The organism is Herbiconiux aconitum (assembly GCF_024979235.1).
Lineage (GTDB): Bacteria > Actinomycetota > Actinomycetes > Actinomycetales > Microbacteriaceae > Herbiconiux > Herbiconiux aconitum.
The window spans coordinates 519,376-534,072 of the sequence record NZ_JANLCM010000002.1; the positions used below are offsets into that span (position 1 = coordinate 519,376).

General features: G+C 68.3%; 13 protein-coding genes. 6 read left to right on the forward strand and 7 right to left on the reverse strand.

The annotated features are described in order from the left end of the window. Positions 1-126: 126 nt before the first annotated feature. The 3 genes from guaB1 (at position 127) to N1027_RS13950 (ending at position 4,125) form a co-directional block, all read left to right on the forward strand. Positions 127-1,566 carry a GMP reductase gene (gene guaB1 / locus N1027_RS13940; protein WP_259508737.1) on the forward strand — a complete coding sequence of 480 codons (1,440 nt, stop codon included), beginning with the start codon at positions 127-129 and terminating at the stop codon, positions 1,564-1,566. 134 nt (positions 1,567-1,700) lie between these two features. After that, entirely contained in the window at positions 1,701-3,098 is a 1,398-nt protein-coding gene (locus tag N1027_RS13945; protein WP_259510396.1) for a hemolysin family protein, read from the forward strand. Continuing rightward, positions 3,091-4,125, forward strand: coding sequence for a hemolysin family protein (locus N1027_RS13950; protein ID WP_259508738.1), 1,035 nt, complete (start codon positions 3,091-3,093; stop codon positions 4,123-4,125). The genes N1027_RS13945 and N1027_RS13950 overlap by 8 nt, the downstream gene beginning before the upstream one ends. A gap of 46 nt (positions 4,126-4,171) precedes the next feature. Here the strand turns inward: N1027_RS13950 and N1027_RS13955 are convergent, their stop codons facing one another. Next, entirely contained in the window at positions 4,172-5,272 is a 1,101-nt protein-coding gene (locus N1027_RS13955; protein WP_259508739.1) for an NADH:flavin oxidoreductase/NADH oxidase, read from the reverse strand. A gap of 94 nt (positions 5,273-5,366) precedes the next feature. Here N1027_RS13955 and N1027_RS13960 point away from each other — a divergent pair, with 94 nt between their 5' ends. Beyond that, positions 5,367-6,293 (forward strand): ADP-dependent NAD(P)H-hydrate dehydratase, encoded by a 927-nt coding sequence (locus N1027_RS13960; RefSeq protein WP_259508740.1) that lies wholly within the window; start codon positions 5,367-5,369, stop codon positions 6,291-6,293. 5 nt (positions 6,294-6,298) lie between these two features. Here N1027_RS13960 and N1027_RS13965 read toward each other — a convergent pair whose 3' ends face one another. Beyond that, on the reverse strand, positions 6,299-7,006 hold the full coding sequence (locus N1027_RS13965; RefSeq protein WP_259508741.1) for a YceI family protein: 708 nt from the start codon (positions 7,004-7,006) through the stop codon (positions 6,299-6,301). 128 nt (positions 7,007-7,134) lie between these two features. Here N1027_RS13965 and N1027_RS13970 point away from each other — a divergent pair, with 128 nt between their 5' ends. After that, a complete protein-coding gene (locus N1027_RS13970) occupies positions 7,135-8,418 on the forward strand; it encodes a glycosyltransferase 87 family protein (protein ID WP_259508742.1) in 1,284 nt (427 codons plus the stop codon). Then, complete coding sequence (locus tag N1027_RS13975) at positions 8,366-8,677, forward strand: thiamine-binding protein (protein WP_259508743.1); 312 nt, start codon at positions 8,366-8,368, stop codon at positions 8,675-8,677. The genes N1027_RS13970 and N1027_RS13975 overlap by 53 nt, the downstream gene beginning before the upstream one ends. Positions 8,678-8,679: 2 nt before the next feature. Here the strand turns inward: N1027_RS13975 and N1027_RS13980 are convergent, their stop codons facing one another. From N1027_RS13980 to N1027_RS14000, 5 genes are all read right to left on the reverse strand, one after another. Then, positions 8,680-9,387: a response regulator gene (locus N1027_RS13980; RefSeq protein ID WP_259508744.1), complete on the reverse strand. Its 708-nt coding sequence runs from the start codon at positions 9,385-9,387 to the stop codon at positions 8,680-8,682. A gap of 20 nt (positions 9,388-9,407) precedes the next feature. Then, positions 9,408-10,667, reverse strand: a complete 1,260-nt coding sequence (locus tag N1027_RS13985) for a hypothetical protein (protein ID WP_259508745.1) — start codon at positions 10,665-10,667, stop codon at positions 9,408-9,410. Beyond that, positions 10,664-11,827, reverse strand: a complete 1,164-nt coding sequence (locus N1027_RS13990; RefSeq protein ID WP_259508746.1) for a sensor histidine kinase — start codon at positions 11,825-11,827, stop codon at positions 10,664-10,666. The genes N1027_RS13985 and N1027_RS13990 overlap by 4 nt, the downstream gene beginning before the upstream one ends. A gap of 204 nt (positions 11,828-12,031) precedes the next feature. After that, complete coding sequence (gene metX / locus N1027_RS13995; protein ID WP_259508747.1) at positions 12,032-13,237, reverse strand: homoserine O-acetyltransferase MetX; 1,206 nt, start codon at positions 13,235-13,237, stop codon at positions 12,032-12,034. 69 nt (positions 13,238-13,306) lie between these two features. Beyond that, a complete protein-coding gene (locus N1027_RS14000; RefSeq protein WP_259508748.1) occupies positions 13,307-14,632 on the reverse strand; it encodes a bifunctional o-acetylhomoserine/o-acetylserine sulfhydrylase in 1,326 nt (441 codons plus the stop codon). Positions 14,633-14,697 lie beyond the last annotated feature (65 nt).

The following is a 14,697-nucleotide window of genomic DNA, read 5'->3' on the forward strand; positions in this document are numbered from 1 at the left end:
CCTCACGTCCGTGGCACGTGCCGGTGTCTGCTGCGTTGCTTCTCCACGCGTGGACACGTGCTTCTTCAACCCTAAACCTTTCGCGGCTGTGGTCTGATCATCAGGCGTCGGGGTTAGCGTTGAGACATGGAGTTCTATGGCGGGGCCGGGCACACCGACCTCACGTATTCAGACGTCTTCCTCATCCCGTCGCGCTCGGCGGTGACGAGCCGACTCGACGTCTCGCTCGCCCCGGCCGACGGCACGGGCGCCTCGATCCCGATCGTCTCGGCCAACATGAACTCGGTCACCGGCCCGCGCCTCGCCGCGACTCTGGCTCGCCGTGGCGGCCTCGGCGTGCTGCCGCAGGACATGCGCTTGCAAGATCTGGATGCCGCCATCCGCTGGGTGAAAGATCAGCCGGTCGCGTTCGACACACCCTTCGATTTCCGGCCGTACGACACGGTCGAACAGGCCCTCAAGACGGTTCCCGCCGTGGCCGGCCACGGCATCGTGCTGCATGACGACGACGGAACGTTCGTCGGCTGCATCATGGCTTCCCGGCTCGCCACTGCGCTTCCGGATGCGCAGCTCGGCGACCTGGTGCACGGCGCCCTCACCTCCATCTCCGCCGACGACGTGGCGGGTGCGCGCGAGGCCTTCGACGCCATGGTCGCCGCCGACATCGACTTCGCGCCGGTGATGCAGCACGGCGCCGTGGTCGGCACCCTGAGTCGCACGAGTGCGCTCCGCTCCACGATCTACCAGCCGGCGGTGGATGCGAACGGGCGGCTCCGCGTAGCCGCCGCGGTCGGCATCAACGGTGATGTGGTGACGAAGGCGCGCGCCCTCGTTGCCGCGGGCATCGACGTGCTCGTGGTCGACACCGCACACGGGCACCAGGAGGGCATGCTCCGCGCGCTGCGGTCGCTGAAAGAGGCGAAGCTGGGCATCCCGATCGCCGCCGGCAACGTCGTGACTGCGCGCGCCGTCGCCGACCTCGTCGACGCGGGCGCCGACATCCTGAAGGTCGGAGTCGGCCCCGGCGCCATGTGCACCACCCGCATGATGACCGCGGTCGGGCGGCCGCAGTTCTCCGCGGTGCTCGAGACGGCAGCCGCGGCGCACGAGCTCGGGGCGCACGTCTGGGCCGACGGGGGAGTGCGCTACCCGCGTGACGTGGCGCTCGCCCTCGCGGCGGGCGCGTCGTCGGTGATGATCGGCTCCTGGTTCGCGGGAACACTCGAGGCGCCCGGCACCCTCGACCGCGACGCCGAGGGCCGTCTCTACAAGGAGAGCTGGGGGATGGCGTCGACGAAGGCCGTCAAGGAGCGCTTCGGCCGGCTCGACGCCTATGAACTGGCGCGCAAGACGCTGTTCGCGGAGGGCATCTCGTCGAGCCGGATCTACCTCGACCCGCTGCGGCCGTCGGTCGAGGATCTGCTCGACATGATCACCTCCGGAGTGCGGAGCTCGTTCACCTACGCCGGTGCCGCGACGCTCGCCGAGTTCCACGACCGAGCGCTGGTGGGCATCCAGTCGGCCGCAGGCTACGAAGAGGGGAAGGCGTTGCCGGTCAGCTGGTGAGCCCTCTGCCCAGCCCTGTATAATCGCACGGACAATGGACGACCCTCCCTCTGCCCATCATCATCCTCCGTCACCGATCATGATCGAACGCGATCGACTCCATTCCGGAGGCCCCCGTGGCCTTTGAGTTGATCATGCTGGGGGTCGGCGTTCTGCTGACGGTCGGCACCGGTTTCTTCGTCGCTTCCGAGTTCTCGCTGGTCAACCTCGACCGCTCCGACCTCGAGGCGCGCACCGCCCGCGGAGAGAAGGGGCTGCAGCCGGCCATCACGGCGCTGAAGCACACCTCGACGCATCTCTCGAGCGCCCAGCTCGGCATCACGCTCACGACTCTGCTCACCGGTTACACGATGGAGCCGGCCATCTCGAGCCTGCTGCGCGACCCGCTGACGGCCGTCGGCATCCCTGTTTCGGTGGTGCCCGCCATCAGCGCCACCATCGGTATCGTCATCGCGACCCTGTTGTCGATGATCGTCGGCGAACTGGTGCCGAAGAACTTCGCGCTCGCGCTGCCGCTGAAGACGGCACGCATCGTGGTGCCGTTCCAGCTCGCGTTCACCATGGTCTTCAAACCGGCGGTGGCACTGCTGAACAACACGGCGAACGCCTTGCTCCGGCTGGTCGGCATCGAGCCGAAAGAGGAGCTGTCGGGCGCACGCACGGCCGAGGAGCTCTCCTCGCTGGTGCGCCGCTCGGCCCTGCAGGGGAGCCTCGACGAAGACACCGCGACGCTGCTGAACCGCACGCTCCTGTTCTCGTCGCACACGGCGTCGGATGCGATGACCCCGCGCCCACGCATCGCGAGCGTCAGACGCAGCGACTCGGCCGTCGCGGTGCTCGACATCGCGCGCTCGACGGGGCATTCGCGCTTTCCGGTGGTCGACGACGACATCGACGATGTCGTGGGCCTGGTGCATGTGAAGCAGGCCGTCGCCATTCCCCGCGAGCGGCGCAGCGAGGTGCCTGTGGCCGCGATCATGACCGACACCGTCCGGGTTCCCGAAACGATGATGCTCGACGTGCTGCTCGGCGAACTGCGTGGTCGTGGCTACCAGATGGCCGTCGTGGTCGACGAATACGGCGGAACCGCGGGTGTCGTGACCCTCGAAGACCTCGTGGAGGAACTCGTGGGCGACCTCGCCGACGAGCACGACCGCACGCGGGCCGGTGTCGTGCGATCCCGCGGTGCAACGACGTTCCCGGGCATGCTGCGACCCGACGAGCTCGCCGACCAGGCCGGCATCCGCGTGCCCGAGGAAGGGCCGTACGAGACGGTCGCCGGTTTCGTGATGAGCGAACTCGGTCGACTGCCGGTCGTGGGAGACACCGTCTCGCTCCCCGAGGGAGCGCTCCGTGTGGAGCGGCTGGACGGGCGCCGGATCGACCGACTGCGCTTCATCCCGTCACCGGATGAGGCGGAGTTGACCGCTGAGGAGGCGGCGCCCGGCCGGCTCGCGCAGGAATCCGCGCACGCTGACGACGATCGAAAAGACAAACGCAAGCACGAGCGAAAGGAGGCGACCCGTGGCTGATTGGCTCGGAATCGTCTGGCTCGTGGTGCTGCTCGCCGGCAATGCCTTCTTCGTCGCGGCCGAATTCGCCGTCATCTCCGCGCGTCGCTCGCAGATCGAACCCCTTGCCGAGCAAGGCAAGTCGAGCGCGAAGACGGCCCTGTGGGCGATGGAGCACGCGACGCTCATGCTGGCCACCAGCCAGCTGGGCATCACCGTGTGCTCGCTGCTCATCCTGAACGTGTCGGAGCCCGCCATCCACCACCTGCTGGAGGTGCCGCTCCACCTCACCGGTCTGCCGGAGGAGGTCATCGGAACCGTCGCGTTCATCATCACGCTGCTGCTGGTGTCGTTCCTGCACGTCGTGCTCGGCGAGATGGTGCCGAAGAACCTGTCGTTCTCGATGCCCGACCGGGCCGTGTTGGTGCTCGCGCCGCCGCTGGTCGGCATCGCCCGCATCTTCAAGTTCATCATCGTGGCGCTGAACTCCACCGCGAACGGCGTGCTGCGGCTGTTCCGCGTCGAACCCAAGAGCGAGGCGGCGAGCGCGTTCACGCTCGACGAGGTGTCGACGATCGTGGCGCAGTCCACAAGGGAAGGCGTGCTCTCCGACCGCGCCGGAACACTCTCGGCAGCATTCGAGTTCACGGCGAAGACGGTCGCGGAGGTCGCGGTGCCCCTCGAATCACTGATCAGCCTGCCGGTTTCGGCGACTCCCGCCGACGTCGAGCGGGCCGTGGCGAAGTACGGATTCTCACGCTACGTCGTGCTCGATGCCGACGGGCTGCCTGCGGGATACGTGCACCTGAAAGACGTGATCGACCTCGACGACGACGAGTTCGACGACCCGATTCCGGCCAAGCGCATCCGGCAGCTGCCGTCGCTCTTCGAGAAGACCGATCTCGAAGACGCGCTCGCCTCGATGCGTCGCACCGGTGCGCACCTGGCGCGGTCGTTCACCGAGTCCGGGCTCACGAAGGGTGTGCTGTTCCTGGAGGACATCATCGAGGAGCTGGTCGGAGAGGTGCAGGACGCGACCAGGAGATAGTGTCGCTGGCGTGAAGTCGCTGTCGCGGCCTCGCGCTCACCTTGGGTCATCGAGTAGGGCCCGTTGCGTTCCACTGCGCGCGGAGGTATTGCGCCGGCCAGTAGTCGATGTCGACGCCGAGCTCGTGCGCGGCCCGCAGCGGGAAGTGCGGGTCGCGCAACAGTTCGCGGGCGAGCATGACGGCGTCGGCCCGGCCACTCGCCACCACGTCGTCGGCCTCCTCGGGCGTGGTGATCAGGCCCACCGCCGAAACCGTGACACCGGCCAGCGACTTCACGGTGGACGCCAGCGGCACCTGATAGAGCGGACCGAGCGGGATGCGCGCCCCGGCCACGTTGCCGCCGCTCGACACGTCGAAGACGTCGGCTCCGGCATCCCGAGCCCATCCGGCCACGACGGCGGTCTGCTCCTCGTTCCAGCCGCCCTCCGTCCAGTCGGTCGCCGAGAACCGCACGAACAAGGGCAGCTCCTCGCCGATCTCGGAACGCACTGCGCGCACGGTCTCGAGCAGAAGGCGCGACCGATTTTCCAGCGATCCGCCGTACTCGTCGGTGCGGACATTCGACAACGGCGAGAGGAACTGGTGCAGCAGGTAGCCGTGTGCGGCGTGCAGTTCGAGCACCGCGAATCCCGCGTCCACGGCCCGCCGGGCCGCCGCCCGGAACGCCTCGACCAGGCCGTGGATCTCCTTCACGCTCAGTTCCCGGGGCGCGGCGTAGTCACCGAACGCGACCGCCGAGGGGCCGACGGTCGGCCAGCCGCCGTCGGCAGCCGGCACGGTGCCTCGGCGGCTGTCCCAGGGTCGGAAGGTCGACGCCTTTCGGCCGGCGTGGGCGAGCTGAATGCCCGGAACCGCGCCCTGCGAGCGGATGAACGCGGTGATGCGCGCGAAGGCGTCACGCTGTGCGTCGTTCCAGAGCCCCAGGTCTTGCGGTGCGATCCGCCCCTCGGGAGTCACGGCGGTGGCCTCGGTGAAGACCAGCCCGGCGCCGCCCGTCGCGAAGGAGCCGAGGTGCACGAGGTGCCAGTCGGTGGGCACGCCATCGCGTTGCTCGGCCGAGTACTGGCACATGGGCGCCACCCAGATGCGGTTGCGCACGGTGACCGAACGGATGTCGAGGGGGGCGAAGAGCGCCGACGCAGCCACGGATGACCTTTCACGGAGGGGGTTCGGCAGAGCGTCGCCGACTCTTCGATTATCACCCCGCGCAGACCTCCTCCGGCCGCCCTATCGTGGTCACATGACGACGGATGCGCACGACACCGAGACGCCGGACACGCCGGAGACACCCGGAACCCCCTGGCGGGATTGGACCGAACTCGACGCGGCGGAGTGCATCGTGGTTCCCGGAGCCTCCGACGACAAGTACTCCCGCGGTGTTCTCGGCGTGGTCACCGGCTCGGCCGAGTTCCCCGGAGCCGCCGTGCTCGGCGTGGAAGCGGCGGTGCGCACCGGGCTCGGCATGGTTCGCTACCTCGGCCCCGGACGGCCGAGCCGGCTGGTGCTCCAAGCACGGCCCGAGGTGGTGACGATGTCGGGTCGGGTGCAGGCCTGGCTGGTCGGGTCGGGAATGGATGCGGCGCAGCGGAGCGCCGAGACGGCCATTCTCCTCGACCACGCGCTCGATGACGGGGTGCCGCTCGTCGTCGACGCCGGCGCCCTCGATCTCAGCGGGAGAATAGACGGCCCCGCCGTGCTCACCCCGCACGCGGGCGAGCTGGCGACCCTGCTGAGTGCCCGGGGAACCGAGGTCGACCGCGCGACGGTCGCGGCGCATCCGGAGCACTGGGCGGCGGTCGCCGCCGACGCCACCGGCCACGTCGTGCTCCTGAAGGGGCGCCTGACGCATGTCTGCGCCCCGGCCCGCGAAGGCACCGAGCGCGTCGCTGTTCGTATCGAAGCGCCGTCGAGCTGGGCGGCGACCGCCGGATCGGGCGACGTGCTGGGCGGCATCGTGGGCGCGCTCGTCGCCACGAACGCCAGTGCCCTCCAGCAGCTCGACGAGACGGCTGCCGCCGAGCGTCTCGTCGCCCTCGCCGCGACGGGGGCGTACGTTCACGCCTGGGCCGCTGAACGCGCCTCCGACAAAGGCCCGATCGCCGCTCTCGACATCGCGCACGCCGTTCCTCGCGTCATCGCACGGCTCGCAAGCGGCACTCGCGACTGACCGGGTCAGCGCGCGGGCGAGGCCACGAGGTCGACGTCGATGTAGGCCGTGTCGTCGAGATCGAGCACCCCGAAGTCGGGCACATCGATGCCGTACGACGCCAGATCGACCGGGATGCTGCCGGTCATCATGCCGGAGTCGCCGTCGAACGCGAGGGAGACCTCGGCCTCCACGGGGTTCGTGATGCCGCGCACCGTGAGTGCGCCGACGATCGATACGGTGCGGGGAGCGGGCACGGCATCAGCGGACGCGTCGATGGCGTCGCCGAGGTCGACCGGTTCGGTGAGCACGAACGAGGCCGTCGAACCTCCGCCGGCCAGGATGAGTGACTGGAGCAGCGCATCCATGCCGCCGTCGTCGCTGGCGAGCGTCGACAGATCGACCATGAACTCCGCGTCGGTCAGCCGGTCGCCGCTCATTTCGATCACGCCCGAGAGCTCGGAGGTCTCACCGCTCACCACGTGGTCGCCCGACGACGAGATGCGGTATCCCACGGTCGACGCGGGGTCGAGGTGCCAGGAGCGGGACTCGTCGCCGGTGCCGGTCGTGTTCTGCTCCGGCGAGTCGAACACCGTGGGCACCACCTGCTGCACCGAGGCGCCCGGGTCGAGGGAGACGCCGCGGCTCACGATGGGCAGCGCGACGACCGCCACGACGCCGACGGCGGCGACCCCTGCCACGAGGGCGAGGGCATATTTGGCTGTGCTGTTCACGAAGGACTTCCGGTTCGGGTCGACGCCACAGTCAACCAAGCGAAGGTGTTCGGCGGCTGAGAGCGCGCGGAGCGGCACCTGAGTCCTTCGTCACCCTCCTTTCAGAAAGCTCAGAATAGGATCGACGCGTGCTGATACGCGTACGACGACTCGCGGCAAGGCCTGTCGTCCTCTGGGCCGCATTCCTCGCCACTCACCTGTGGCTCGGGTATGCGGGCCTCACCCATCCGAATCTGCCCTTCGGCGACGTCACGAACGTGTACCTGCCGTGGGTGGAGCAGTCGCTCGACGGATTCCGGCTCGGGATCGACGGGCCGTGGGTGTATCCGATCCTCGCCTTCCTGCCCATGCTGGCTTCGATGGTGCTGGGCCCGGGCCTGTACGGCATCGGCTGGATGATCATGGTCACCATCGCGAACGCCGCGATCTTCGCCTTCCTGATCACCCGCCGCCACCCCGGAACGGTCGACGGCCCGTTGCGGCTGACCGCCGCCTGGTGGTGGCTCGCTTTCCTGCTGCTGCTCGGCCCGGTCTCGGTGGGGCGGATCGACATCTTCACCGTCGACCTCGTGATCGCGGGGCTCCTCGTCATTCGCAACCGACCCGCCGTGGCCGGAGTTCTCCTCGGGCTCGCGACCTGGGTGAAGGTCTGGCCCGCGGCGCTCATCGCCGCCGGGATCATTGCGATGCGCAGCCGCCTCCGCGTGGCAGTGGGTGCCGTGATCACGCTGGTCGGTGTGGCCGTGGGTGCGCTCGCCTTCGGTGCCGGGATGAACGCCTTCAGCTTCGTGAGCGAGCAGACCGGCCGCGGCATGCAGGTCGAGTCGCCGGCTTCGAGCCTCTGGATGTGGCTCGCCTTCGCCGGCGACCACTCCCGGGTCTACTACGACCACGAGATCCTCACCTTCCAGGTCACCGGCCCCGGGAGCGAGCTCGCCGCCAAGCTGATGACGCCGCTGTTGGTCGTCGCGGTCGCCGCCATCCTCGTGCTCGCCTTCTTCGTGGTGCGCTCCGGGGCGGCTTCGACGGTGGTGCTGCCGCCGCTCGCACTCGCCCTGGTGACCGCTCTGATCGTGTTCAACAAGGTCGGGTCGCCGCAGTTCATGGTGTGGCTGTCGGCGCCGATCATCCTGGGCATCGTCACGCAAGGGCGGCGCTTCTTCGTGCCGGCGATCACGGCGTTCGTGATGGCGGGCCTCACGCAGATCATCTACCCGATCGCCTACGACCAGGTTCTCGGCCTCGATCCGGTGATGCTCACCGTGCTCACCCTGCGCAACCTCTTGACCGTCTGCCTCCTCGTGCTCGCCGTGGTGATGCTGTGGCAGAGTAGGAAGACATCGAGAGAGGTGGATGACGATGCTGGTGGCCTTTTCCGTGGCACCTTCCGGCGGGCCGTCGCAGAGCGATAGCGTGCACGACGCGGTCGCGGCCGCGGTAGCCGTGGTGCGAGCCTCCGGCCTCCCGAACTCGACTGATTCGATGTTCACCACGATCGAGGGCGAGTGGGACGAGGTCTTCGACGTCGTGAAGCGCGCCACCGAGGCCGTACAGGCCTTCGGGCCGCGGGTCTCGCTCGTGCTGAAGGCCGACATCCGCCCGGGTCACACCGGTGAACTCACCGGCAAGGTGGAGCGCCTCGAGTCAGCCCTCGAGCGGCGAGACTCCTAGGTTCAGCCAGGCAGCACGTCGTCCTCGAAGTCATCCGCCGTCTGGTTGCCGAGGTATTCGTCGCGGGGGAGCAGTCCGTCTTGGATGGCGCGCTTGCGCAGGGCCACCTTCGTGCCCACGTCGATGCCCACCACGCGATATTTCTCACGGATGCGCTTGAGATACGACTTGGCTGTCTCCTCGGAGATGTCGAGCGCTTTCGCCACCTGTTTCACCGGCTCACCACCGCCGTAGAGCGCCATCACTCGGCGTTCTTGAGCCGAGAGGCGCGGTGACGACTCGAGGTCGTCGGCTGCGAGGGCCAGGTCGAGTTCGGTGGAGATGAAGCTGTCGCCGGCGGAGGCCGCGCGGATGGCCTCCACGATCATGTCGGCCTCTTCGCTCTTCACGAGGTAGCCGAGGGCTCCGGAAGCGATCGCCTCGCGCACCACGACGGGCTCGGAGTAGGTGCTCATCAACACTGTCTTCACTCCGGCCGACTTCAGCGCGCGGAGCTTGACCGACACCGGGAGGTTGTCTTTCAGGTCGAGGTCGAGCAGCACCACATCGACGGGGAACTGCGGATGGGTGAGCAGATCGGGCCAGGTCGTCACCGCTGCCACCATGCTGATGTCGTCGGCGGCGCCGCGGATCCACTCGGTCAACGCGCCGAGCAGCATGCGATGGTCGTCGACGATGGCCAGGCGGATCGGTTCGCGGGTTATCGTCACGAGTTCTCCTTCCGTCCGGATCACCGTGAGGCATCCGGAACGACAACATGAGCGTCGACACTGACCCGCAGGCGGCCGGCACGGGCATCCACCGAGTACTGGCCGACACGGGAAAGTGCCGACCAGACAGCCGGGTCGATGCGGCGTCGGGCAATCCCGCCGACCGACATGACTATCGGGAGCCCCATCCTATCGTCAGCCGTTGATCTGCTCGGAACATCCTGGCCGTTCACCGACAGGTCGATGGTGGGGTTCGAACGACCCGATTCGTCGACGATCAGCCAGATGGCCGAGAGCAGGCCGTCGCGCTGCACGGGCTCGAGGTAGCCGGCGAGACCGCCCGGGTCGCTCAACGTCACCGCGGGGGCGAGGTATTCGGATTCGGTGATGGCGTGGTGGAGCCAGGTCTCGCGCCGACCGGCCACGAGGGTGCGTCGGAGATCGGTGGCGAGCGAAGAGGCCGTGGAGGCGAGTTCGCGATCGAGCGGCAGATCGACGCGCCCGGTCGCGACATCCTGCAGCAGCTCCTCGGCGGCGAGGTCGAGGCGGGCGAGTTCGGAGGAGGCGAGGAGTCCGAGACCGAAGCGGGGCGCATCGATCGTGCTCTCGATGACGGTGCGGTCGAGTTCGCGCTGCACCAGCTGACCGAACGACCGCACGATCACGATGCCGGCGAAGGCGGGCATGACGGTGAGCACGAGCTGGGCGAAGCCGAACGCGGCGCTCTGCGGTTCGGTGAATGACTGCCAGCCCAGGAAGGTCAGGGAGATCGCGGTGAGCCCGATGGTGGCGGCGAGGATCGACCCGAGTGGCCGGAAGGTGACGCAGGCGAGCAGGCTGCCCCCCACGCCGATGCCGATGGTGAGGTAGTTCTCCGGGTCGTCGCCGAGCAGCAGTGCCGCGTAGTCGAGACCGAGAGCCACGGCGTCGACGGCGAGGAGCGACCGGAAGGCCCACGGCGCCAGAACGCCCCGGCTGCGTCGGGCCATCAGCACCACCGCCGCGAAGGCCGCGATCACGATCACCCACGCCACGAGCGTGAGCAGCCGCCAGTCGTTCGCCGCCCAGGTCCAGGCGAAGGAGACCAGGCCCCGGATGAGCATCATGATGCCGACGATCACGGCGCCGATGCCGAGATATCCGATGCCGAGTCGCGAGTCGCGTTCGATGTCTTGCCGCACAGCGTCGACCGCGCGCGGGCCGATGCGGCGAGCACGCACGAGCTGGGTGAGCACCCCGCCGTCGGGCGTGCGGGCGCGGCTGCGGCCCGGGGTGGTCATTTGGGCACCTCCAGCACCACGGTGGTGCCCGATCCGGGTGCCGAGAACAGGCGCACCTTGCCGCCGACGTCGCGGATGCGCGCGATCACCGATTCGGCGAGCCCCAGCCGCCCGACGTCCACCGCTTCGAGATCGAAGCCCACGCCCGAGTCGGTGACCATGGCGCGCACGGTCACGTCGTCTTGCGTGATGGTGACATCCGCCGAACCCACCTCGGCGTGTCGGCGCACGTTCTCGAGGCATTCGGAGAGCGAGAGCAGGAAGGCGTCGAGCACGTGGCTCGGCAGCAGGATCTGCCCGGCGCCGTGCCAGGCGACCTGGAGCCCCATGCGGCCGAAGCGTTGCTTCACCGACTCCAGGGTGTGGCCGAGGTCGCCGGTCTCCACCGGTTCGAGGGTGTAGCCGCCGGAGGCGCGCGGCATCGGAGTGCCGCCGAGCCGCAGCTGACGGAGCAATCGCGCGTCTTCACCCGCCTGGTTGCGGAGCGCATCCGGGTTCACACCGATGCCCGAGTGCGCCAGCAGGGTCAGCGTGGCGAGCACTGTGTCGTGCAGCAGCCGCGCACCCTGGCGACGCTGCGCCTCCATCTCGCTGGCTTGCCGCTCGACGGCGTGGGCGCGGCCGAGGCGCGCCATGCCGTCGAAGGCGCGGCGAAGGCTGGCCGAGATCCAGGCGGCGGCCACGAAGAGCGAGATCCACCCCACCGCCAGCGCGAGGATGACCACGGCTGCGCGCCCGGACGGCCAGGTGGCGAGCGTGACCAGCACCAGCACCGGCACGTAGCCGGCCAGCACGAGCAGATGGAGGCGCGTGGAGGTGGCGATGGTGGCGATGAGGGAGGGCACAGCCGTGGCTGCGAAGAACGTGATTCCGCTCGCTGTCGGCGCGTCGACGCCGGGGGTGCCGGGGAGGAGGAAGGCCGCGAGCGCCGCGAGGGCCAGCAGGTAGGTGACGAGGGGCCAGAGCAGCGAGCGGGATTCGCCCACCAGGTAGAAGCCGGCGCCCGTCACCACCATGAGACCCAGGCTCGGTGCGAACCCGCCCAGCTGCCCGAGGTTCGGAACCGCGATGGTGAGCACGGCCGCACCCGTGAACATCATTCCCAGATTGCGCGCCGAACGGGTGAGGAGCTTGCGGCGTTCACGATCCGTTCTCGGCATCAGGCCTCCTGGAGACCTGTGAGGTGGGGACTCCATCGACGGTGCAGCAACACAGTCTGCATGATACAGCCGCCCCGTACCCCCTGAACTGGGGAGAGTGGATATCGACAGCTGTCGCTAACCTCGAGATAGATCCTGGGGGGAATTGGCCGGGGAACCGTTGGCAAGGCGGTTCCCCGGCCGCACTTTTGTGTGCGGGGCGATTCAGATCGCCAGCAGGCGGGTGATCTCGCGTCCGACGAGGTCGAATTCGATCAAGAATCCGTCGTGGCCGAAGTTCGATTCGATCACCACGGGCACGTCTCCGTCGATGTTGTTGGGGAGATGCTCGGCGATCAGCTCCTGGTCGGGCACCGGGAAGAGACGATCGCTGTCGATGCCGATCACGAGGGTCTGAGCCGTCACTGACTCCAGAGCCGGGATGACGCCGGCTCGTCCGCGCCCGATGTCGTGCGAGTTCATCGCTTCGACCAGGGTGATGTAGCTGTTCGCGTCGAAGCGGCGCGTGAATTTGTTGCCGTGGAAGTCGAGGTAGGACTCCACGGCGAACCGCCCGCCACCCCCGAGCGGGCTGATGCCGCTCTGCCAGCTGCGCTGGAAGCGATCGTTCAGTTCCGACGGGCTGCGGTAGTTGAGCAGCGCCATCCGCCGCGCCAGCGCGAGGCCTTGGTGCGGGCCCTCGCCGTCGGGAGCGTCGTAGTAGGCGCCGCCGTGGAAGAGCGGATCGGCTCGAATCGCCTGGATCTGCACCGAGTTCAACGCGATCTGGTCGGCCGAGCTGGTGGCGGGTGCGGCGATCACGGCCATCCGCGTGACTTCGTCGGGGTAGCGAACACCCCACTCGAGCACCTGCATCCCGCCCATCGAGCCGCCGACGACTGCGAACCAGCGGTCGATGCCGAGCACCTCGGCGAGGCCGTGCTGTGCTCGCACCTGGTCGGCGATGGTGGTGTACGGGAAGCGGGCGCCCCATTCGGCGCCGTCGGGCGCCATGGATGACGGGCCGGTGCTGCCCTGGCAGCTGCCCAGCATGTTGGGGGCCACCACGAACCAGCGATCGGTGTCGATGGGGAGGCCGGGGCCGACGAGGCCCGGCCACCATCCGTCGGTCGGATGCCCGGGCTCGGCCGGGTGATTGAGGTTGCTGTCGCCGGTCAGCGCGTGCAGCACCAGGATCGCGTTGTCCCGCGCTGCCGAGAGCGTGCCGTAGGTCTGGTAGGCGAGATGTGTGTGGGGAACGACTTCCCCGTGCTCGAAGGCGAATTCCCCGATGTCGGCGAATTTCCGTCGCCCGACCGGGTCTCCTTCGCGCCACGCCCCGGAGGCCGGCGGTTTGCCGAGCACAGAGCGGATCTGCGCCTCGGTGATGAACCCACTGGGAACGGTGTCTTCGTTAGTCTGCCAGTCCATGTCCCTACGATTCTGGCCGAACAAATGGCCCGGGGCGTGTTTGTTACGCCCCGGGCCATTCGGTGAGCGCTACAGCGCGTTCGCCTTGACTGTCTCGCGTGCCGCGGCGAGCCCGGTCTCCAGATCGGCCTTCAGGTCGTCGACGTTCTCGAGACCCACCGAGAGCCGCACGAGGCCGGGGGTGACGCCCGCGGTCAGCTGCTGCTCGGGGGTGAGCTGCGAGTGCGTCGTCGACGCCGGGTGGATGACGAGAGAGCGCACGTCGCCGATGTTGGCCAGGTGGCTGAACAGCGTGAGGCTGTCGACGAAGGTGCGTCCGGCATCCACTCCGCCCTTGAGTTCGAAGGAGAGCACGGCACCGACGCCCTTGGGGGCGTACTTGTTGGCGGCCGCGTACCAGGGGCTCGAGGGCAGGCCCGCGTAGTACACCGTGGCGATGTCGGGGTGGCCGTCGAGCCACTCGGCGATCTCCTGAGCGTTCTGCACGTGACGCTCGACCCGGAGCGAGAGGGTCTCGATGCCCTGGATGAGCTGCCAGGCGCTGGCCGGTGCGATCGAGGAGCCGAGGTCGCGGAGCAGCTGCACCCGCGCCTTGATGATGTAGGCGATGCCGTCGCCGAGCACCCCGGTGTAGCTCGCGCCATGGTAGGAGGGGTCGGGCTCGGTGAGACCGGGGAACTTTTCGACGTTCTTCGACCACTCGAACTTTCCGCCGTCGACGATGATGCCGCCGATGACGGTGCCGTGCCCGCCGAGGAACTTCGTGGCCGAATGCACCACGATGTCGGCGCCGTGCTCGAACGGGCGGATCAGGTAGGGCGTCGCGATGGTGTTGTCGACGATCAGCGGCACGCCGCTTTCGTGGGCGACGTCGGCGACGAGGGCGATGTCGAGGATGTTGATCTTCGGGTTGCCGATGGTCTCGGCGAAGAACAGCTTCGTGTTGGGGCGCACCGCGCGGCGCCACTCCTCGGCGTCGTCCTGGTTCTCGACGAAGGTGGTCTCGATGCCGAGCTTCGCGAGGGTGTACTTGAACAGGTTGTAGGTGCCGCCGTAGATCGACGACGACGACACGATGTGGTCGCCGGCCTGGGCGATGTTCAGCACGGCGAAGGTCTCGGCGGCCTGTCCGGAGGCCACCAGCAGCGCTGCTGTTCCGCCTTCCAGTGCTGCCACGCGCTCTTCGACCACGTTCTGGGTGGGGTTCTGGATGCGTGTGTAGATGTTGCCGAACTCGGCCAGCGCGAACAGGTTCTGCGCGTGCTGCGAGTTGTTGAAGACGTAGGAGGTGGTCTGGTAGATCGGCGTCGCACGCGCGTTGGTCACGGGGTCGGGCTGGGCGCCGGTGTGGATCTGCTTGGTCTCGAACTTCCAGTTCGCAGCGTTGTCGCTCATGGACTTCTTCCTCAAAGTCGGGTGATGGATTGCCTGGAAGCCTAGGTATCCGTGGCGAACGGGTC

Bases quoted from the DNA above. Each gene is read 5' to 3' on its own strand.
- N1027_RS13985 (WP_259508745.1), bottom strand. From the start codon at position 10,667: ATGACCACCCCGGGCCGCAGCCGCGCCCGCACGCCCGACGGCGGGGTG.
- N1027_RS13990 (WP_259508746.1), bottom strand. From the start codon at position 11,827: ATGCCGAGAACGGATCGTGAACGCCGCAAGCTCCTCACCCGTTCGGCG.
- metX (WP_259508747.1), bottom strand. From the start codon at position 13,237: ATGGACTGGCAGACTAACGAAGACACCGTTCCCAGTGGGTTCATCACC.
- N1027_RS13975 (WP_259508743.1), top strand. From the start codon at position 8,366: ATGCTGGTGGCCTTTTCCGTGGCACCTTCCGGCGGGCCGTCGCAGAGC.
- N1027_RS14000 (WP_259508748.1), bottom strand. From the start codon at position 14,632: ATGAGCGACAACGCTGCGAACTGGAAGTTCGAGACCAAGCAGATCCAC.
- guaB1 (WP_259508737.1), top strand. From the start codon at position 127: ATGGAGTTCTATGGCGGGGCCGGGCACACCGACCTCACGTATTCAGAC.
- N1027_RS13960 (WP_259508740.1), top strand. From the start codon at position 5,367: ATGACGACGGATGCGCACGACACCGAGACGCCGGACACGCCGGAGACA.
- N1027_RS13945 (WP_259510396.1), top strand. From the start codon at position 1,701: ATGCTGGGGGTCGGCGTTCTGCTGACGGTCGGCACCGGTTTCTTCGTC.